Annotated in this window: 19 protein-coding genes and 1 tRNA gene; 17 read left to right on the plus strand and 3 right to left on the minus strand. The window is 66.0% G+C overall.

Going from position 1 to position 19,740, the window contains the following annotated elements:
* Positions 1-24: 24 nt before the first annotated feature.
* The gene (locus ACGFZ3_RS00995; protein ID WP_392915192.1) at positions 25-978 is read right to left on the minus strand and encodes an AAA family ATPase; all 954 of its coding nucleotides are present in this window, start codon (positions 976-978) and stop codon (positions 25-27) included.
* A 40-nt stretch (positions 979-1,018) separates the two neighbouring features.
* Between ACGFZ3_RS00995 and ACGFZ3_RS01000 the strand changes: the two genes are divergently transcribed.
* Both ACGFZ3_RS01000 and ACGFZ3_RS01005 read left to right on the plus strand, forming a co-directional pair.
* Positions 1,019-2,860, plus strand: coding sequence for a glycosyltransferase family 39 protein (locus ACGFZ3_RS01000; RefSeq protein ID WP_392915195.1), 1,842 nt, complete (start codon positions 1,019-1,021; stop codon positions 2,858-2,860).
* Positions 2,861-2,894: 34 nt separating this feature from the next.
* Complete coding sequence (locus ACGFZ3_RS01005; protein ID WP_392915198.1) at positions 2,895-4,595, plus strand: hypothetical protein; 1,701 nt, start codon at positions 2,895-2,897, stop codon at positions 4,593-4,595.
* 4 nt (positions 4,596-4,599) lie between these two features.
* Here ACGFZ3_RS01005 and ACGFZ3_RS01010 read toward each other — a convergent pair whose 3' ends face one another.
* Entirely contained in the window at positions 4,600-5,172 is a 573-nt protein-coding gene (locus tag ACGFZ3_RS01010; protein WP_392915200.1) for a Maf family protein, read from the minus strand.
* 102 nt (positions 5,173-5,274) lie between these two features.
* Here ACGFZ3_RS01010 and ACGFZ3_RS01015 point away from each other — a divergent pair, with 102 nt between their 5' ends.
* The 15 genes from ACGFZ3_RS01015 to ACGFZ3_RS01085 all read left to right on the plus strand — a co-directional run bounded on the left by ACGFZ3_RS01015 (position 5,275) and on the right by ACGFZ3_RS01085 (position 18,413).
* Positions 5,275-5,784: a YceD family protein gene (locus ACGFZ3_RS01015; RefSeq protein WP_392915203.1), complete on the plus strand. Its 510-nt coding sequence runs from the start codon at positions 5,275-5,277 to the stop codon at positions 5,782-5,784.
* A gap of 109 nt (positions 5,785-5,893) precedes the next feature.
* Complete coding sequence (gene rpmF, locus ACGFZ3_RS01020; protein WP_068849629.1) at positions 5,894-6,091, plus strand: 50S ribosomal protein L32; 198 nt, start codon at positions 5,894-5,896, stop codon at positions 6,089-6,091.
* A 65-nt stretch (positions 6,092-6,156) separates the two neighbouring features.
* Complete coding sequence (locus tag ACGFZ3_RS01025) at positions 6,157-7,134, plus strand: beta-ketoacyl-ACP synthase III (RefSeq protein ID WP_392915208.1); 978 nt, start codon at positions 6,157-6,159, stop codon at positions 7,132-7,134.
* A 63-nt stretch (positions 7,135-7,197) separates the two neighbouring features.
* Positions 7,198-7,980 carry a serine/threonine protein phosphatase gene (locus ACGFZ3_RS01030; RefSeq protein WP_392915211.1) on the plus strand — a complete coding sequence of 261 codons (783 nt, stop codon included), beginning with the start codon at positions 7,198-7,200 and terminating at the stop codon, positions 7,978-7,980.
* 141 nt (positions 7,981-8,121) lie between these two features.
* Positions 8,122-9,066 (plus strand): ACP S-malonyltransferase, encoded by a 945-nt coding sequence (fabD, locus tag ACGFZ3_RS01035; RefSeq protein ID WP_392915214.1) that lies wholly within the window; start codon positions 8,122-8,124, stop codon positions 9,064-9,066.
* 77 nt (positions 9,067-9,143) lie between these two features.
* Entirely contained in the window at positions 9,144-9,887 is a 744-nt protein-coding gene (gene fabG / locus ACGFZ3_RS01040) for a 3-oxoacyl-ACP reductase FabG (RefSeq protein WP_392915217.1), read from the plus strand.
* Between the two features lie 153 nt (positions 9,888-10,040).
* Positions 10,041-10,280, plus strand: a complete 240-nt coding sequence (gene acpP / locus ACGFZ3_RS01045) for an acyl carrier protein (protein WP_068849637.1) — start codon at positions 10,041-10,043, stop codon at positions 10,278-10,280.
* A 136-nt stretch (positions 10,281-10,416) separates the two neighbouring features.
* Positions 10,417-11,679 carry a beta-ketoacyl-ACP synthase II gene (fabF, locus tag ACGFZ3_RS01050; RefSeq protein WP_307107384.1) on the plus strand — a complete coding sequence of 421 codons (1,263 nt, stop codon included), beginning with the start codon at positions 10,417-10,419 and terminating at the stop codon, positions 11,677-11,679.
* 86 nt (positions 11,680-11,765) lie between these two features.
* The gene (locus ACGFZ3_RS01055) at positions 11,766-13,121 is read left to right on the plus strand and encodes an aminodeoxychorismate synthase component I (protein WP_392915223.1); all 1,356 of its coding nucleotides are present in this window, start codon (positions 11,766-11,768) and stop codon (positions 13,119-13,121) included.
* 106 nt (positions 13,122-13,227) lie between these two features.
* Complete coding sequence (gene mltG / locus ACGFZ3_RS01060; protein WP_392915226.1) at positions 13,228-14,292, plus strand: endolytic transglycosylase MltG; 1,065 nt, start codon at positions 13,228-13,230, stop codon at positions 14,290-14,292.
* Entirely contained in the window at positions 14,289-14,957 is a 669-nt protein-coding gene (gene tmk, locus ACGFZ3_RS01065) for a dTMP kinase (protein ID WP_392915229.1), read from the plus strand. The genes mltG and tmk overlap by 4 nt, the downstream gene beginning before the upstream one ends.
* Positions 14,950-15,909, plus strand: a complete 960-nt coding sequence (locus ACGFZ3_RS01070) for a DNA polymerase III subunit delta' (RefSeq protein ID WP_392915231.1) — start codon at positions 14,950-14,952, stop codon at positions 15,907-15,909. Before tmk ends, ACGFZ3_RS01070 begins: the two co-directional genes overlap by 8 nt.
* A complete protein-coding gene (locus ACGFZ3_RS01075; RefSeq protein WP_392915234.1) occupies positions 15,906-16,259 on the plus strand; it encodes a PilZ domain-containing protein in 354 nt (117 codons plus the stop codon). The genes ACGFZ3_RS01070 and ACGFZ3_RS01075 overlap by 4 nt, the downstream gene beginning before the upstream one ends.
* A gap of 65 nt (positions 16,260-16,324) precedes the next feature.
* Positions 16,325-16,399 (plus strand) — tRNA-Val (locus ACGFZ3_RS01080).
* Positions 16,400-16,727: 328 nt separating this feature from the next.
* Complete coding sequence (locus ACGFZ3_RS01085; protein ID WP_392915236.1) at positions 16,728-18,413, plus strand: DUF4041 domain-containing protein; 1,686 nt, start codon at positions 16,728-16,730, stop codon at positions 18,411-18,413.
* Positions 18,414-18,708: 295 nt separating this feature from the next.
* Here the strand turns inward: ACGFZ3_RS01085 and ACGFZ3_RS01090 are convergent, their stop codons facing one another.
* On the minus strand, positions 18,709-19,671 hold the full coding sequence (locus ACGFZ3_RS01090; RefSeq protein ID WP_392915238.1) for an AraC family transcriptional regulator N-terminal domain-containing protein: 963 nt from the start codon (positions 19,669-19,671) through the stop codon (positions 18,709-18,711).
* Between the last annotated feature and the right edge of the window lie 69 nt (positions 19,672-19,740).

Here is a 19,740-nt window from a genome sequence, read left to right on the forward strand (position 1 = left end):
GCGATCTCCCCAGCCGCTGCGCACTCAGTCCACCGGTACGGTCTGAAGGATGGCGCGGGCCAGCGCCGGTCCGCTGCTGGCTTCGGCTTCGGGCACCAGACGATGCCCGGCCACCGCAATGAACAGGGTCTGCACGTCTTCGGGCACCACATGGCCGCGGCCCAGCAGCAGCGCATGCGCCTTGGCTGCGCGCAGCAGCGCCAGGCCGGCACGCGGCGACAGGCCCACCCGCACACCGGTGTGCTGGCGGCTGCGCGCCAACAGCGCCTGTACGTACTGGATCAGGGCCTCGCTGGCATGTACCTGGCTGACGGCGTCGCGCAGTGCGCGTACCTGGTTGTCATCCAGGCAGGCGGTGGCCTGTGCGATCAGGTGGCGGCGGTCGGTGCCCCGCAGCAGCTCGCGCTCGGATTCGGGGTTGGGGTAACCGAGTGCAAGCCGCAGCAGGAAGCGGTCGAGCTGGGAGTCGGGCAGGGGGAACGTGCCCGAAAGGTCCACCGGGTTCTGGGTGGCGATCACGAAGAACGGATCGGGCAGCGGATGGGTCACGCCATCGAGCGTCACCTGTTGCTCGGCCATCGCTTCGAGCAGCGCGCTCTGCGTGCGTGGCGGTGCGCGGTTGATTTCATCGGCCAGCAGCACATGCGTGAAGACCGGGCCTGGATGGAACTGGAACTGGCGGCTGGTGGCCTCGTAAACGGAGACACCGAGCACATCGGCGGGCAGCAGGTCGGAGGTGAACTGCACGCGCTGGAAGCCCAGGCCCAGGCTTGATGCCAGCGCGTGGGCCAGCGTGGTCTTGCCCAGCCCGGGCAGATCCTCGATCAGCAGGTGCCCACCGGAGAGCAGCGCGACGAATGCCAGGCGGACTTCATGGGCCTTGCCCAGCACCAGCCCATTGACCTGATCCTGCGCGCTGCGCAGGGACTGTCGCAGTTCTTCGGGTAGCATGGCGGGCACGCGGGGCGAAGTATCCATGTTCGTCTCGTGTCGATGATTCCTTCGATTCTATAGAGCAATGCAGGGCGAACAACGCGCACGCACGATTTTTTTGCTGTTATGGACGCTCATCACGGCCGTCAAGCTCGTGGTGGCCGCGCGTCTGCCCCTGTTCGTGGACGAAGCGTTCTATTGGCAGGAAGGTCAGCACCTGGCCGCCGCCTATTCCGATCTGCCCGGGCTGACCGCCTGGCTGGCACGCCTGGGCGTGGAGCTGGGCGGCAACCACGTACTTGCGCTGCGCCTGCCGTTCCTTGCCATCGGGGCGATGTTGCCGTGGCTGGTGTCACGCATCGCCACCCGCTGGTTTGGTGCGGTGGCGGGCTGGCAGGCCGGCAGCCTGACCGTGTTGATGCCACTGTCGGCCACCCTGGGCATGCTGGCCGTGCCCGATGTGCCGATGGCGCTGGCGGCGGTGCTGTGCCTGGATGCTGGTGCGCGCCTGCTGCGCAATGTCGATGCGGCCGCTGCGGTGAAGCTGGCGTTGGGACTGGTGATCGGTGCGTTGAGCCATTACCGCTTCATCGGCGTGATCGTGGTCGGTTTCATCGCGCTGCTGCTGCTGCCGCAGGGGCGGCGCACCCTGCGTGATCCGCGCGTATGGGTGGCACTGGCGGTGGGCGTGATGGCCTGGCTGCCGCTGCTGGCATGGAATGCCGACAACCAGGATGCCGGCCTGAAGTTCCAGGTGGTCGAACGGCATCCGTGGGCATTCCAGTGGAGTGGCCTGTGGTTTCTGGTGATCCAGCCCATGCTGGTCACCCCGATCCTGTGCGTTGCGATGTGGAAGGTGGCCCTGGCCGGCACCCGGTCCGGCGGAGGTGCGCGCGCCCAGTGGCGCTACTTCGGCCTGGTCGGTGCGGTGTCCACGCTGGCGATCTTCGCGCTGGGCTTTTTCACCGACGTGGAGCGCATCAGCTTCCATTGGCCGCTGCCCGGCTATCTGGCGCTGCTGGTGGCGGTGCCCGTGGTGCTCAATGGCTGGCCACGCTGGCTGCGCCGCACCGGCTGGTGGCTGGCCGGGGCAGGACTGGCGCTGGCGTTCCTGTATTACCTGATGGCCTCCAGTCCCGGGCTTCGCGAGCAGCTGGCCGGCGACAAGTACTACCCGCGCAACTTCGCCGGCTGGGCGCCGTTGGCCGATGAGGTGCGCGCCGAACTGGCGGGCATGCCGCCGGGTACGCGGGTGCTGGCCGGCAACTTCAAGGTTGGGGCCGAGCTTGGCTTCCAGCTGCGTGATCCGCGTATCGAAGTTCTGCGCCACCCACTCAACGACAAGCACGGTCGCACTGCGCAGCTGGGACTGTGGGGCCTGCTGCACGATGGCAGGCGTGATGCGCCGATGCTGCTGGTGCTCTCGCCCAGTGACCAGCGCTACCGCGACCTGCTGGAGCGCTACCATGACATCTGCGCGCAGGTGGGCCCGTTGCCGCCGCCGCGCGTGGTCAGCCAGGACCACGGCTACCAGCGCTTCCTGCTGTTCAAGCTGCCTGCACAGCGCATCGATGGCCCTTGCGTGACCCCTGCCATGGCGTGGTTGGATGCCCCCCTGCAGGATGAGAAGGTCGCCGGGCGCATGGAAGTGCGCGGGTGGGCGTTCAAGGACGGCGTGGGGTTGTCGCGCGTGGAACTGTTGATTGATGGCAAGCCCGTGGGCGATGCGGTGTACGGCCGCGCGTATGACATCACGGCCGCGTGGAAGATCTCCACCGATCCGCAGCACCCGCGCGTGGCCTTCGATGCCACGCTCGACACGCGCCGGCTCGCGCCGGGAAAACACTGGCTGGGCATGACGCTGTACGGAAACGATGGCAGCGTGGAGCAGTGGCAGGAACAGTCCTTCATCGTCCCCGCGCGCTGATCGCGCCGGCATTTTTTCACGGAAGAAAAATTCCATGCGCGACGCGTTGCCTGCTGCTGCCTTTTCCGCCGTTGCCGTACCTGCCACCACCGCACCGCGCGATCTTTCACCATTGACCCGCCTGTTGTGGTGCGCCGCGTTCGCGGTCACGGCCGTGGGCCTGGCGGCCATGGCATGGCTGGCCCCACGCGTGCTGTATGCCGACCCGTGGCGATTTACCCAGAGCCTGCTGGAGCTGCCCTGGCCACGCAACGTGCTCGCCTCGGACAATGGCCACCGCGAAATCCTGCCCAACCTGGTGCGTTACGCCGAACTGGTGTGGCTGCACGGCAACCAGTGGCTGCAGATCATCACCGGCATGTTGCTGGCGTTGCTGTCACTTGCAGGCATGGCGTACATCCTGCGTCGCGACGCGGCTGCGCCGGTGGTGCGTGCAGCGGGGGTGCTGACAGGTGCGTTGTCGCTGTTCTGGGTGGGTGGCCAGCGCGTGCTCACCCACGCCAATGAAACCGTGCATGCCTACCTGATCACCGCGCTGTTGATCGCGGGCGTCGTGGCGCTGCTGCGTGGCAGCTGGCGTGGCGCTGCGGTGGCGGCGCTGTGCGGGATGGCTGCCACGTTCTCCTTTGGCAGTGGCGTGGCGGTATTCGTCGGCTTTGCCGCGGTGCTGGGCGTGCGCCGCGCGCCGTGGCAGCACTGGGGGGTCCTGGTTACCGGCGCCGCGCTGGCGGTGGGTGTGCACCTGGGCATGGGCAACACCGGCATGCGCAGTGACATGGTACTTGCGCCGCTGCCACAGCTCGACCTGGTGCTGCGTTGGCTGGCGTCGCCTTTCATCTACGCGGCGTGGCCGCTGCTGGATCCGGCCATCGCACAGCAGCTCCCGGTGGCACCGCTGCGCGCCGCTGCGGTGGGCGTGGCCCGCGGGTATCACGCAGTGTTCGGCCCGGTGATGGGCGCGCGCTGGCCGCACCTGCTGCTGGGTGTCGCCGGGGTCGCCGTTCTGCTGGCAATGAGCTGGCGTAGTGGACGGCGCGGTCGCGCCGCGAGCGCCGGTGAAGTATTGGCGTTGGCTTTGGCCTGGTTCGGGCTGGCCGTGGGCGCGTTGATCGCGCTGGGCCGGATGGGCTACTTCGTCGACTATCCCGACCAGCTCTCCGCGCCGCGTTACGTGCTGTGGTCGTGGCTGTTCTGGTGCGGGCTGGTGCTGTGGTCGGTGGTCCGGGTCGGGCCACGCCGCCCGCGCCGCGCCGCCGGCGTGGCCCTGCTGCTGGCCTTGGCATTGCTGCCCAGTACCGTCTGGATGGGCATGCTGGGGTTGGGCATGCAGCGCGTGGCGACCGCCACCGCCACCGCCGTGGCGGCCGGCGTGGTGGACCCGGCCCAGGTCCATGGCGAAACCGTGGTGGGTGAAATGCTGTCCGCACTGCCGGTAGTGCAGGCGCAGCGCATCTCGATGTTCGCCTGGCCGGAAACCCGCTACCTGCAGGGCGAGCGGGCCGGCCTGGCCGGCACTGGCGTTGCCATGGGCGGCGTTGCACTTGTACCGGTCGAGAATGCACTGGGAGGGGTGGCCTGGCGCATCGACTTCGATGCCGACAGCAGCGCCAGGCGGCTGGTCCTGCAGTGTGGGCAGCGCCCGGTCGGGCTGGCGCTGGCTGAAGCCGGACGCTGGACGGGCTGGGCCACCGGCCCGGTGGACGCGGCCTGTCTGAGCGCCCTGCAGCTGCGCTGAGGGCTCAGGGCAAGGTGTAACCGGCCTGGCGCAGCAGATCGCTGAGGGTGATCAGCGGCAGCCCGATCAGAGCGGTCGGGTCGCGGTTGTCGATCGCCTCGAACAGCGTGATGCCCAGTCCCTCGCATTTGAAGCTGCCGGCGCAGTCGAGCGGCTGCTCGGCCGCCACGTAGCGGGCAATTTCGTCCGCGCCAAGCGCCCGGAACCGGACTTCGGTCAGGTCGCAGGCCTCCAGCACCCGGTCATCGCGGATCAGGCAGATCGCGGTATGGAAGGCCACCGTCTGCCCGGACATTGCCGCCAGCTGCGCATGTGCCCCCGACACATCGCCGGGCTTGCCCAGCGGGTTCCCGTTCAGGTCTGCGACCTGGTCCGAGCCGATTACCCAGCGCCCCGGGTGACGGGCCGCCACGTCAGCGGCCTTGGCCTGTGCCAGGCGGACGGCCAACGCGCGTGGCGCTTCGCCCGGAAACGGGGACTCGTCCACGTCCGGTCGCGCGGTCTCCAGTGGCAGGCCCAGCCGTTCCAGCAGTTCACGACGGTAGCGGGACGTGGAGGCCAGCAGCAGGGGAAGCATGCGACAATACCGGGGTGACAGGGGTGGGCGGCACTCTACCGCAGGCCCGCGCGTCGCGGGGAATTGACAACGGCCAATGGCATCCTTAACATTCAGCGGCTTATGTCCGCGAACGTGCCCGAATTGCTGGATGCCTGGCGGATGGTCGCAGCACGAAGGTGCTTCGACGGTCAGGTAGAACTGGCAGAAATGACCCGCCTGCAGGGCCTTGTTGCCGATACCGAGGGAAAGTGCACGTTTGCGCTTGAATTCGGCCACGACGACATCCTGCGGGTATCCTATGTGGATCTGACCATCGATACCGAGCTGCCGCTGATCTGTCAGCGCAGCCTGCAGCGCTTCCTGCTGCCGGTGTCGGTCAAGCAGCGGCTCGGCCTGATCCGCAGCGAAGACGAAGAGTCCTCGCTGCCGGAAGAGTACGAGGCGATGCTGGTGCCCGAAGACGGCAGCCTGCGTCCGCTGGATCTGGTCGAGGACGAACTGGTCCTGGCCGTGCCGGTGGTGCCGCTGTCGCCCGACGGTGAAGCGGTTGACCGGGACTGGGCACCGACCGAAGAAGAACAGAGCAAGGCCAATCCGTTCGCGGCATTGGCGGCGCTGAAGAAACAATAGCAGCCGGATTGTCGTCGGCGGCTGCGGCGAAAGCGAAGACTGTGCTGGGCGCTGGCGTCCTGCGCGACGATACGACGAAGCAAAAACGAACCGAGTTTGGAGCAATCCCATGGCTGTGCAGAAATCCCGTGTTACCCCGTCCCGCCGCGGCCAGCGCCGTTCGCATGACGCCCTGAGCGCCAAGCAGCTGTCCACCGACCCGACCACCGGCGAAGTGCATCTGCGTCACCACATCACTGCTGACGGCTTCTACCGCGGCAAGAAGGTGATCACGACCAAGTCGAACTCGGCCGTCGAAGAAGATTGATTCGTGAGGGCCGCTGCCCGGTCGGGCAGCGGCCTTTACCCCTTTCTTCCGTTACAGGAAATGCAATGAGCAAGCGGATCTACTCGAGGATCGCGGGCACTGGCAGTTACTTGCCCGAAAAAGTGTTGACCAACCAGGATCTGGAGAAAATGGTCGACACCAGCGATGAGTGGATCCAGACGCGCACCGGTATCCGCGAGCGGCACATCGCCGCCGAAACGGAGACCACCAGCGACCTCGGCTACCACGCCGCGGTACGTGCGTTGGAAGCAGCCGGTATCGATGCTTCCCAGCTCGACATGATCGTGGTGGGCACCACCACCCCCGATCTGATCTTCCCGTCCACCGCGTGCCTGATCCAGGCCAAGCTCGGTGCGACCGGCTGCCCTGCCTTCGACGTCAACGCCGCCTGTTCGGGCTTTGTGTTCGCGCTGGGCGTGGCCGACAAATTCATCCGTTCCGGTGATGCCCGCCATGTGCTGGTCATCGGTGCGGAAACCCTGACCCGTATCGTCGACTGGAACGACCGCACCACCTGCGTGCTGTTCGGTGATGGCGCGGGCGCGGTGGTGCTCAAGGCCGATGAAGACACCGGCATCCTGAGCACCCACCTGCATTCGGATGGCAGCAAGAAAGAACTGCTGTGGAACCCGGTGGGCGTCTCGGCCGGCTTCGGCGAAGGCGAGCAGGCCCGCGGCGCGATCCTGATGAAGGGCAACGACGTGTTCAAGTACGCCGTCAAGGCGCTGGACTCGGTCGTGGACGAAACCCTCGATGCCAACGGCCTGACCAAGGCCGACCTGGACTTCCTGATCCCGCACCAGGCCAACCTGCGCATCATCGAAGCCACCGCAAAGCGGCTGGACATGTCGATGGACCAGGTCGTGGTAACCGTGGACAAGCACGGCAACACCTCCTCTGCGTCGGTGCCGATGGCGCTGGACGTGGCGGTGCGCTCGGGCAAGGTCCAGCGCGGCCAGCTGCTGCTGCTGGAAGCCTTCGGTGGCGGCTTCACCTGGGGTTCGGCGCTGCTGCGTTATTGATATGTTAATCGGTTCATACGAGACGGCCCCGATGGGGCCGTTTTGCATTTCTGGAGGTGTGTCATGGTTGAACCCATCGTCATCGAGGGCCAGCGCGCCTGGCTGAAACAGTACGGCGAGAGCAGCCGCGCGGTCGCGCTGGGCCTGCTCGACTTCGTGGCCCACCGCTTCCAGCTGGACGCCCTGCGCCCACCGCCGCACCGCGGCGGCGACGCCGCCCGCAAGACCGAAGCGCGGCGACTGGCCGAACTGCAGGCGCAGGGGGTGAATGTGCCGCACGTAATCGGCAGTGGTCATGCCTCGCTGGTCCTCGGCGACAACGGCCGCTCCTTCAACACCTGTCTGCGCCAGGCCGACGATGCCGGCCGCGACGCGCTGGTGTCGGCGGCCATGCAGGCCATCGTGGCTGCCCACGCCAAGGGTGCCTATTTCGGCCAGCCGCTGCCGCGCAACCTGACCTGGGATGGCCAGGCCATCGGCTTCATCGATTTCGAGGAAGATCCGCTGGAAGTGATGGACCTGGCCCAGGCCCAGGCCCGCGACTGGCTGATGTTCGGCTATGGCGTGGCCAAGTACTACGAACACCGCCCTGCGCAGCTGCAGGCGCTGATGGCCGCGGCCATGGACGGCGAAGATGCCCCGGTGCTGGCGCATGCGCACGCGGTCTCGGGCCGGTTGCAGCGGTTGGCCCGCTACAGCATGAAGATGGGGCGGTCGGCGCGCGCGCTGGCACATGCCATCGTGATCGTGCATGGGGCCACCACGCTGGGCATGTTGATGCTGGTGGCGATCTGCTTCGACTTCTTCAGCGATGGCGATCTGGATATTCTGCAGCTCTTCGTTTGAGTGCCGTGCCGACCAACGGTCGGCACCTACCGGCGGGGTGCGGTTGGCGTTCCGGCCGGGCGGTCAATACGCGCCAGTACAGACGAAGCGCGGTATTCCCCCTTATCATTCGCCGTTCGATTTTTGCAGGCGGAACTCCGCGTGACCGATTCCAATCTCGCTTTCGTGTTCCCGGGCCAGGGCTCGCAGTCGCTGGGCATGCTGGCTGAACTGGCTGAACTGCACCCGCAGGTGCGTGAAGCGTTCACCGAAGCCTCCGATGGTGCCGGCGTGGACCTCTGGGCGCTGTCGCAGGGCGGCCCGGAAGAGATGCTCAACCGCACCGAATACACCCAGCCGGCGCTGCTGGCCGCCAGCATTGGCGTGTGGCGCGCATGGCAGGCCGTGGGCGGTGCGCAGCCGGCCGTGCTGGCCGGCCACAGCCTGGGCGAGTACACCGCCCTGGTAGCCGCCGGCGCCTTGTCGCTGCGGGACGGCGCGCACCTGGTGCGCCTGCGCGGCCAGCTGATGCAGGACGCCGCGCCGACCGGCGTGGGCGCCATGGCCGCCGTGCTCGGCGCCGAAGATGCCCTCGTCAAGGAGGTCTGCGAACAGGCCTCCGGCAGCCAGGTGGTGGTGCCCGCCAATTACAACTCGCCCGGCCAGATCGTCATCGGCGGCGACGCCGCCGCCGTCGACCGCGCCCTGGCGCTGCTCGCCGAAAAGGGCGTGCGCAAGGCGGTGAAGCTGGCCGTCAGCGTGCCCTCGCACACTCCGCTCATGCGCGAAGCGGCCAACCGCCTGGCTGAAACCATGGCCGGCCTGGACTGGCGCGTGCCGACACTGCCGGTGGTACAGAACGTTGATGCCAAGGTCCACGACGGTATCGATGCCATCCGCACCGCCCTGGTCCAGCAGTTGTACCTGCCGGTGCAGTGGACCGGCTGCGTCGAGGCCCTGGCCGCGCGCGGCGTGACCTGCGTGGCCGAATGCGGCCCCGGCAAGGTGCTGACGGGATTGATCAAGCGCATCGACAAGAGCCTGGATGCGCGCACACTGTCCACGCCCGCCGACTTCGAGACGGCCCGCGAGACCTGGGCCGCCTGATGGCTTTCGACCGCGTCTTCCCCGTGCCAGCCCCCGGGCCGGCGCTGCGGACCGGTCCCCGTTAAAGGAAACTGAGCATGAGCAAGCCCCTTCAGGGTGAAATCGCACTGGTGACCGGCGCCAGCCGTGGCATTGGTGCGGCGATCGCCGACACGCTGGCCGCGCAGGGCGCGACTGTCATCGGTACCGCCACCACCGAATCCGGCGCTGCCGCGATTGGTCAGCGCCTGGCGGCGGCAGGCGGTCACGGCCGCGCGCTGAACGTAACCGACCCGGCCGCGCTCGAGGCCGTGCTGGACGGCATTGCCAAGGAATTTGGCGCCATCAGCATCCTGGTCAACAACGCCGGCATCACCCGCGACAACCTGCTGCTGCGCATGAAGGACGAGGACTGGCAGGCCATCCTCGACACCAACCTGACCAGCGTCTACCGTACCTCGAAGGCCGTCATCCGCGGCATGATGAAGGCGCGCAAGGGCCGCATCATCAACATCGCCTCGGTGATCGGCGTGACCGGCAATGCCGGCCAGGCCAATTACGCTGCAGCGAAGGCCGGCATCATTGCCTTCTCCAAGTCGCTGGCCAAGGAGATCGGCTCGCGCGGCATCACCGTCAACGTGGTGGCGCCGGGCTTCATCGACACCGACATGACCAAGGCGTTGCCGGAAGAACAGCGTACCGGCCTGGTCAAATCCATCGCCCTGGAACGCCTGGGCGAGCCTTCCGATATCGCCAATGCGGTGGCGTTCCTGGCCGGTCCCTCGGCCAGCTACATCACCGGCGAAACCCTCCATGTGAACGGCGGCATGTACATGCCGTGAGCATGTGGTGCAGGGAATGCACCGCAAGTGGTTGATCTGAATGGAGTTTTGCAGTCATGCAAGGCGCCTTCGGTTTCCACTACACTATCCAACGGCCATCGCCATTTGATGGCGTCACTTTTTGAACCACTACTCCATCTGGAGCGATATCCAATGAGCACCATCGAAGAACGCGTCAAGAAAATCGTCGTCGAACAGCTTGGCGTCAAGGAAGAAGAAGTTGTCACCACCGCATCGTTCGTCGATGACCTGGGTGCCGACTCGCTGGACACCGTTGAGCTGGTGATGGCGCTGGAAGAAGAATTCGAGTGCGAAATCCCGGACGAAGAAGCCGAGAAGATCAGCACCGTCCAGGCTGCGATCGACTACGTCAAGGCGCACGTCAAGGCGTGATGTCGGGCGGCTGGCGCGCGGTAGCGGTTGTTGCCGCCACCGCGTGCGGCAAACCCATGGGGCCGCGCTTGCGGCCCTGTGCTTTTGAGCGTTACACCGCGTCAACCCCGTATCACCCGGGTCAGGAGAATCTGCAATGAAGCGTCGCGTCGTCGTTACCGGCATGGGCATGGTCTCGCCGTTGGGCAATGATCTGGCCACCAGTTGGAAGGGCATCACCGAAGGCCGTTCCGGCATCGGCCCGCTGACCAACGTTTCGCAGGCTTATCTGGACCGTTTCACCACCAAGATTGCAGGTGAGGTCAGGGACTTCGACATCACCGCCGACAACGAACAGTTCGGCAAGTTCCGGGTCAGTGGCAAGGATGCCAAGAAGATGGATCCGTTCATCCATTACGGCCTCGGTGCCGCCTTCATGGCCTTGAACGATTCGGGCCTGGAGATCACCGACGGCAATGCCGAACGCATCGGCGCCATCGTCGGCGCGGGCATCGGCGGCCTGCTGGGCATCGAGGAACAGACCATCGAGTTCCACGAGGGCAAGAAGATCTCGCCCTTCTACGTGCCCAAGACCATCATCAACATGCTGCCCGGCCAGCTGAGCATCATCACCGGTCTGAAGGGTCCGTCGTTCTCGGCGGTGTCGGCCTGCGCCACCTCGAACCATTCCATCGGCACCGCCATGCGCATGATCCAGTACGGCGATGCGGACGTGATGGTGGTGGGCGGTGCCGAGCGTGGCTCCTCGCCGACCGCGCTGGGCGGCTTCTGCGCCATGAAGGCGATGAGCACCCGCAACGACGCCCCGGCCGAAGCTTCGCGCCCGTGGGACAAGGAGCGCGACGGTTTCGTGCTCGGCGATGGCGCAGGCATCCTGATCCTGGAAGAGTACGAACACGCCAAGGCACGCGGTGCGCGCATCTATGCCGAGCTGGCCGGTTTCGGCGCCAGCTCCGACGCATACCACATGACCGCCCCGAGCGAAAACGGCGAAGGCGCCGCCCGCTGCATGACCATGGCGCTCAAGGACGCCGGCGTCAGCCCGGACCAGGTGGGCTACCTCAACGCGCACGGCACCTCCACGCCGCTGGGCGACCTCGGCGAAACCATGGCCATGAAAACCGCCTTCGGTGACCATGCTTACAAAATGATGGTCAGCTCCACCAAGTCGATGACCGGCCACCTGCTCGGCGCGGCCGGCGGCGTGGAAGCCATCTTCTCGGTGCTGGCGCTGCGCGACAACATCATTCCGCCCACCATCAACCTGCACGAAGCGGGCGAGGGGTGCGACCTGGATTACGTGCCCAACACCGCACGCGAAGCCAAGGTGGATGTGGTGATGTCCAATGGTTTCGGCTTCGGCGGCACCAACGGCACGCTGGTGTTCAAGCGCGTCTGACCGCGCCTTCCAACGCCACCGCACCGGGCCGCCATCTTGGCGGCCTTGGTGTATCTGGCCCCCGCACTTACTTTGGTTGTCCTGCCATGTTCCAGACCCGCCTGCTGCCCGACACCACCGACCTGCTGGCCCTGCAGCGGCTGGCGCCGGAGCGATATCCGCTGCTGATGGAATCCACCGCCTCGGGTACCGCGCAGGGGCGCTGGGACCTGCTGTTGATGGGCAACGGTGAATCCCTGGCGCTGCATGCCGATGGCGTGGTGCGCGACCACCACGGTGCTGCGCATGCCGGCGCCTTCCTGGACGTGCTCGATGCGCACTGGCAGTCCCTGCGCCTGCCGCGCGAAGAAACCGGCCTGCCGTTCCGGGGCGGCTGGGCGCTGATGCTCGATTACGAACTGGCCGGCCAGATCGAAACCGTGCTGAGTCTTCCTGCGCGCGCCGACGGCCTGCCCGGTGCACTCGCCCTGCGCTGCCCGGCCGCCGTACTGCACGACCGTGTGCTGGGCCAGTTCCACGCCGTGTGCGAAACCGACCACGCCGACCAGCTGGACACGCTGCTGCTGGACCTGGAGGCCACCGCCACGCTGCCGCCGCTGCCGCAGTGGCAGCCCCCGGCGCGGATGGAAGAGGACGCGCCGACGCGCTTCACCGACGGCGTCGGCAAGGTCATCGACTACCTGCGTGCCGGCGATGTGTTCCAGGTGAACCTGTCGCGGCGCTGGGTCGCGCACTTCGATGACGTGCTGTCACCGCAGGCGCTGTACGCGCAGCTGCGCGTGGCCAACCCCGCGCCGTTCGCCGGGCTGTTCATCGCGCAGGGCAGGGCAGTGGTGAGCTCCTCGCCGGAGCGTCTGGTGTCCGTCCATGGCGATGACGTGCAGACCCGCCCCATTGCCGGCACGCGCCCGCGCTTCGCCGGCGACGATGATGCCGAACGCATCCGCGAACTGGTCGGCCACCCCAAGGAGCGTGCCGAACACGTGATGCTGATCGACCTGGAGCGCAACGACCTGGGCCGCATCTGCACCCCCGGCAGCGTCGAGGTGGACGAGCTGATGAGCGTGGAAAGCTACGCGCACGTGCACCACATCGTGAGCAACGTGCGCGGCCGCCTGCGTCCCGGCGTGAGCCCCGGCCAGGTGATTGCTGCCACCTTCCCCGGCGGCACCATCACCGGCTGCCCCAAGGTGCGCTGCATGCAGATCATCGCCGAGCTGGAACAGACTGCCCGTGGCGCCTACACCGGCGCGTTCGGCTGGCTGAACCGCGACGGCGACCTGGATCTGAACATCCTGATCCGCACCGCCGAAGTGGCCGGCACCCACGCTGCCTTCCGCACCGGCGCCGGCATCGTGGTCGACTCGGATGCGGCCAGGGAGCTGGACGAAACCCGCGCCAAGGCCCGCGGCCTGATGCGCGCGCTCGGCCGCCAGGAATGACGTAAGTGTGTGTGCACCACCCGCGCGGTATCCTGTCGGTAGCGCACGGCCGTTGGTCGTGCGGCGCCGGCGCCGGCGCCAACAACGTTCAACAACAGAGGTGACCATGGCGGGTGCGAAACGGGGTTGTCTGGCCATATTGACGGTGCTGCTGCTAGGCGCACTTCTCCTGGCCGCTGCCGGCGCATGGTTCTGGCACAGCCAGAGCGGCTTCGCCGACACCGCCATCAGCCCCGACCAGCCCAGCGTCGTCATCGCCCCCGGCGACGGCCTGCAGACCGTCGTGCGCAAACTGCGCGACGCCGGCGTGGATGAAGGCAACGACACCCAGTGGCAGCTGCTCGCGCGCCAGCTCGATGCCGCCGGCAAGCTCAAAGTGGGCGAATATGCACTGGATGCCAAGCTCACCCCGCGTGAACTGCTCACCCGCATGCGCCAGGGCCGCACCCTGCAGCACCGGGTCACCATCGTTGAAGGCTGGAACATCCGCCAGCTGCGCGCCGCGCTCAAGCGCGCCGATCCGCTGATCCACAAGACCGACGAACTGGACGATGCCGCGCTGATGAAGGCGCTCGGCTTCGCCGGCCAGCACCCGGAAGGCCGCTTCCTGCCCGAGACCTACGTCTACCAGCGCGGTGACACCGACCTGGACGTGCTCAAGCGCGCCCACGCCGCCATGGAAAAGGAACTGGCCGCCGCATGGGAAAGCCGCGCCGACGACCTGCCGCTGAATTCCCCGTATGAGTTGCTGATCCTGGCCTCCATCATCGAAAAGGAAACCGCGCTGCCCAGCGAGCGCCCGCAGATTGCCGGCGTGTTCGTGCGCCGCCTGAAGATGGGCATGCGCCTGCAGACCGACCCCACCGTGATCTACGGCATCGGCAGCAGCTACGACGGCAACATCCGCAAGCGCGACCTCACCACCGATACGCCGTACAACACCTATACCCGCGCCGGGCTGACCCCCACGCCGATCGCCATGCCGGGGCGCGATGCCCTGCAGGCTGCTGCACGCCCGGCAGCCGGTGACGCGCTGTACTTCGTGGCCGTGGGCGATGGCAGCGGCGCGCACGTGTTCTCGGCCAACTACACCGACCACAACGCCGCCGTAGCCCGTTACCTGCAGCAGCTGCGCCAGCAGCGCGCCCAGCCGCAAGCGGCGCCGCAATGAGCCCCGCACTGCGCCGCCACCCGCGGTTCATCAGCCTGGAAGGCGGCGAGGGCGCCGGCAAGACCACCGCGCTCAACGCCATCCGCGGCGCCCTGCAGGCGCAGGGCCATGAGGTAGTGCTCACCCGCGAACCCGGCGGCACCCCGCTGGCCGAGCGCATCCGCGCGCTGGTGCTGACCCCTGACGCGGAGATCGCCGCCGAGCCGCTCAGCGCCGAGGCCGAACTGCTGCTGGTGTTCGCCGCCCGTGCCCAGCATGTGCGCCAGGTGATCGAACCGGCGCTGCGCCGGGGCTGCTACGTGCTCAGCGACCGCTTCACCGATTCCAGCTACGCCTACCAGGGCGGTGGCCGTGGCCTGGAGGCGGCCTGGATCGCCGAGCTCGAACGCCGCGCCGTGGGCCTGCTGCCCGGCCTGACCCTGCTGCTGGATGTGGACGTGGCCGTGGGCCGCGCCCGCGCCAACGGCCGCGACCTGTGGCCGGACCGCATCGAAAGCGAGCAGGACGATTTCTTCCAGCGCGTGCGCGCCGTGTTCCGCGAGCGCGCCGCCCAGGACCCCACGCGTTTCCGCCTCATCGACGCCAGCCAGGACCAGGCCGGCGTGGCCGCCCAGGTGGTGGCCGCCATCGAAGCGTGGCTGGCGCAGGAGCAGGCCAATGAGTGAGACGTTTTCCCCCTGGCAGCAGCGCGCCTATGACCAGACCATCGCCGCGCTCGACGCGGGCCGGCTGGGCCATGGCCTGCTGATCTGCGGCCCGGCCGGGCTGGGCAAGCGCGAGGTGGCGCTGCGCATGGCCAGCCACGTCCTGACCCGGGGCGAGCCGGCCGCCGCCCAGCGCGCCGCCCAGCTGATCGCCGCCGGCACCCACCCGGACCTGCAGCTGGTCTCGTTCATTCCGAACAAATCCGGCGACAAGCTGCGCACCGAAATCGTCATCGAGCAGGTGCGCGAGATCTCCCAGAAGCTCTCGCTCACCCCGCAGTACGGCGTTGCCCAGGTGGTGGTGGTGGACCCGGCCGACGCCATCAACCGCGCCGCCTGCAACGCGCTGCTCAAGACCCTGGAAGAGCCGCAGCCCGGCCGCTACCTGTGGCTGATCAGCAGCGACCCGGCGCGCCTGCCGGCCACCGTGCGCAGCCGCTGCCAGCGCCTTGAATTCAAACTGCCGCCGCGCGAGGAAAGCCTGGCCTGGCTGCAGGCGCACGGCCACAGCGAAGCCAGCGCCCGCGAAGCGCTGGACGCGGCCCGGGGCCACCCCGGGCTGGCCGACGACTGGCTGCGCAACGACGGTCTGGCCCTGCGCCGGCAGGTGGCAAGCGACCTGGAAGCGCTGGTGGCCGGGCGCGCGGGCGCGGTGGAACTGGCCCAGCGCTGGACCGCCGACGACCATGCCGCGCTGCGCCTGCGCCACGCCGCCGATCTGGCGCTGGCCCAGGCCACCGGCGGCGGCTTGACCGATCCCGAGCGATTGCACAAGCTGGGCGCCTGGTTCGACGCCGCCAACCGTACCCGTGATCTGTTGCGCACCACCGTGCGCGCCGACCTGGCGGTGGTGGAATTGTTGTTGGCCTGGAACAAGGTCAACGAGCGGCAAGTAAAGGGGAATAGAGCATGAGCGCCACCAACGCCCGCCAGGGCATCCTGTCGCTGGCCGTCAAGGACAAAGCGTCGCTGTACAGCGCCTACATGCCGTTCGTGAAGAACGGCGGCATCTTCGTGCCCACGCCCAAGCGCTACTTCCTGGGCGATGAGGTGTTCCTGCTGCTGACCCTGCCGGACTCCAGCGAGCGCCTGCCGGTAGCCGGCAAGGTGATCTGGGTGACCCCGGCCGGCGCCCAGGGCAACCGCGCGGCGGGCATCGGCGTGCAGCTGGCCGACGGCCAGGAAGGCGAGAACGTGCGCAACAAGATCGAGACCGCGCTGGCCGGCACCCTGAACTCGGACAAGCCCACGCACACGATGTGAAGAAATTCATGGAAACCCGTTGACGCGAAATTTTGCCGCCCTATAATGAGCGGCTCAGCAGCATCGGGCGGTTAGCTCAGCGGTAGAGCATTGCCTTCACACGGCAAGGGTCACAAGTTCGAACCTTGTACCGCCCACCAATTAGAGCCCTGAGTTATTAGGGTTAATCGAAAAGCCGACCTAAGGTCGGCTTTTTCGTATGCGCACCCATAAGTGCAGTCGCCAGCGAGTCCCTGGTTCAGCCGTGGGCAAAACGCACGTATACAAGGGTGCGGCCAACTTCCTCTCCGCCGCTGCCGGACTTCCGTAGTAGAGCTAAAAGCACGAGCCTGATGGGATTGGGACATCCACATGATCTCTCCGCAAAGTACTGCGTAAGAGAATTCCTATAGACGGGCCGCCGCCGTCAGCCCGATCATCTTGATAGCCAAGGTCTATCATCAATGAATGGGGCTTACAGGGGCGCTCATGGGCTGGATTCTTTCGTTTGCACTGGCTGTATCAATTGGCGTACTTCTGGTTCTCCGGAAGCTTGCCGCACAAGCATCCCGGAGTCGTATTGCCCAACTTGAGTTGGATGCCGCGCGCCAAGCGGCATGGCTTCAAACGCAGATAGATCGGCTGACTGCAGATAATGAGTCGCTGGCCAAGTTCACGCAGGTTCGCGACGCGGATAGTGAGTCACGTCGAATACTTGCAGATGCTGAGGCAGCTTCGGTGTCCGCTCGTATCGAGATCGATGCGCTCCGTGCGGCTACAGAGTCGACATTGGAGACACTGCGTATTGAAGCCCAGCAGCAGGTCAGTGCATTGCTCACAGATGGGCGACGCGCCAACGCAGATGCTCGCCAGAAGGCAGAGCGGACAATCGAGGATGCCAATAGGCGGGCTGCCTCGCTGGTTCAACAGGCAGAGTTTCGTGCAGAAGAGATCGCTGGCGACGCGTATAGAGCTCTACATGAGGCCGAGAGCATTCAGCAGAGCGCTGCTGCCATGCGCAACGTAATTGAAGGCTATGGTGATCTTTACCTGAAGCCAACCTACAGTTTGTTGGATCAGCTTGCGCAGGACTATGAGTTCGAGTCAGCAGCTCAGGAGCTGAAGCGCGCGAGGGCGAATTCTGTATCGATGGTTACTTCCGGTCGGGCCGCAGAATGTGACTATGTCGAGAAGAACAGACGCGAGACGGCCATAAGGTTCGTGATCGACGCCTTCAATGGCAAGGTCGATACGATTCTGGGAAGGCTGAAGTCCGACAACTTCGGGACGTTGGAGCAGCAGGTGCGCGACGCATACTCGCTGGTCAACCACAATGGTAGCTCATTCCGATCCGCCCGAATTACGAAGGAGTACCTCGCTAGTCGCCTGGAAGAGCTGCGCTGGGGAGCATCGTCAATCGCTTTGCGCGAGAGGGACAAGGAGGAGCAGCGCCGAATCAGAGATCAGATTCGCGAGGAGGAGCGAGCCCAGCGGGAGATTGATAGGGCGTTGAAGGAAGCCGCCAAGGAAGAGGATATGCTCCAAAAGGCGCTATCCAAGGCTCGCGTACAGCTCGATAAGGCGAGTGAAGAGCAGCGTTCTATGTTCGAGGCTCAGATGTTTGCCCTCGAAGCCAAGCTTGCCGAGGCTGAAGCCAAGAACCAACGTGCACTTTCAATGGCTCAGCAGACCAAGGCCGGGCACGTGTACGTCATTTCCAACATCGGCTCATTCGGTGATCGCGTATTCAAGGTTGGAATGACGCGTCGATTGGAACCTCATGACCGGGTGAGAGAGTTGGGCGACGCCAGTGTTCCTTTCCCGTTCGACGTTCACGCAATGATCTGGTCGGACGACGCTCCCGCGCTGGAGGGAGCGCTGCATCGCAGGTTCCTCACTTCACAGGTCAACAAGGTTAACCCTAGGAAGGAATTCTTCAGAGTTCCACTTGAGAATCTTCGTAGTGCGATTGAAGAACTGGGGCTTCAGGCTTCGTGGACGATGGCAGCAGATGCTGCCCAGTTCCGTGAGTCGAAGGCTATCGAAGAACAGCTTTTGCGCCAGAGTGAGGATGCTCAACGATGGATACGCGCCCAGCTCGAAGTTCCTGATGAGCTGATTGCGGGGAGCAGTGATGAGCCCGAACACCACTCTGCCGAACAAGCTCTTGACTGACTGGCAATCTCACCTCGGTGGAAGAGGTGCCAGCCCTCAGCTGCGTGCAAATTTCGTCATGGTAGCGTCATCCATGGATGACAAGCCGGAGGAAAAACTACACTGATTTTGATAATGACGAGAGTTGTTCTTCTTGTATTGATTGTGCTTGTTGCGGTCCGCGGTCCTTCGCCTGTCGGACTGATCAAGCACGCTCAGGAGGTGCAACGTGACAGATGCCGGCCGACGCGGCGCAGCAACTATCGTGAGAGGGGCGCCCATGCCCCCTTCTCTTTCCGCGTGCTGGCACGCTGCGTCAATGAGATGAAACATAGGCGGCGCCGGGCCAAGGCCGCGGGACTGCGAAGCTCTCGCGCATGCGCTGTGCTTCCTTTGCCGGTGTCAGCCCGAACAGCCGCTTGAACTCGCGGCTGAACTGCGAGGTGCTTTCAAATCCTACCGCATGGCAGGCCGCAGCGGCGGTCATGCCCTCGCGCACCATGAGCAGGCGTGCTTGGTGCAGGCGCGTTGATTTCAGGTACTGCATGGGCGAGGTGCAGGTGACCGCCTTGAAGTGACTGTGGAACGAGGGCGTGCTCATGCCGGCGCTCTGCGCTAGTCGCGCGACATCCAGCGGTTGGGCGTAGTCCGAGTGGATGCGTTCAAGCGCTTTGGCAATCTTTCCGAACCTTCCGTGCTGGGAGAGTGCCGCGCGCAGCACAGCCCCTTGCGGGCCAGTGAGCACGCGGTAGTACAGCTCACGGAGCAGCTGGGGGCCGAACAGTCCCGATTCCACGGGATCGGCAAGCGCGCGTAGCAGACGCTCGAGGGAGAGCTGCATGGCCGCATCCAGCGGGCTGGACATCATGCTCTGCGGTTGCGCCACGTCCGTGCTGATGTCGTGGCGGTCAATCTCCAGCATCAGCTCGGCCGCAAGCGGAAAATCCAGGTGCAGGTACAGCGCGAGCAGCGGGGATTCCGCCGACGCATCGGTTTCCATGGTGAACGGCACCGGCACGGAAACGGCCAGGTACTGGTTGGCGTCATACACGTAGGTGCGTTGGCCGAAGTAGCCGCGCTTGCAGCCCTGGCAGACGACCACGATGCCAGGGTCGTACAGCACCGGGGTTCGCGAAAGCGGGCGGTCGGACCGCAGCACCCGCACGCTTGGCAGCGCGGTCAGGTTGTAGCCCTCCACCGGTGCCAGTGCGAGCACGAGCGGTGCCAGCGGCAGGGGGCTGGCCGGTCCGGAGCGGGCGGTGGCGTTGGAGGGGTTCATAGGATTAGGCAATAAGCGGAGCGAATTACGCCTTAGCGAGACCGTGTGCTGGAACTATTGTGCACCCCA

The organism is Stenotrophomonas sp. NPDC047960, from assembly GCF_043204395.1.
Lineage (GTDB): Bacteria > Pseudomonadota > Gammaproteobacteria > Xanthomonadales > Xanthomonadaceae > Stenotrophomonas.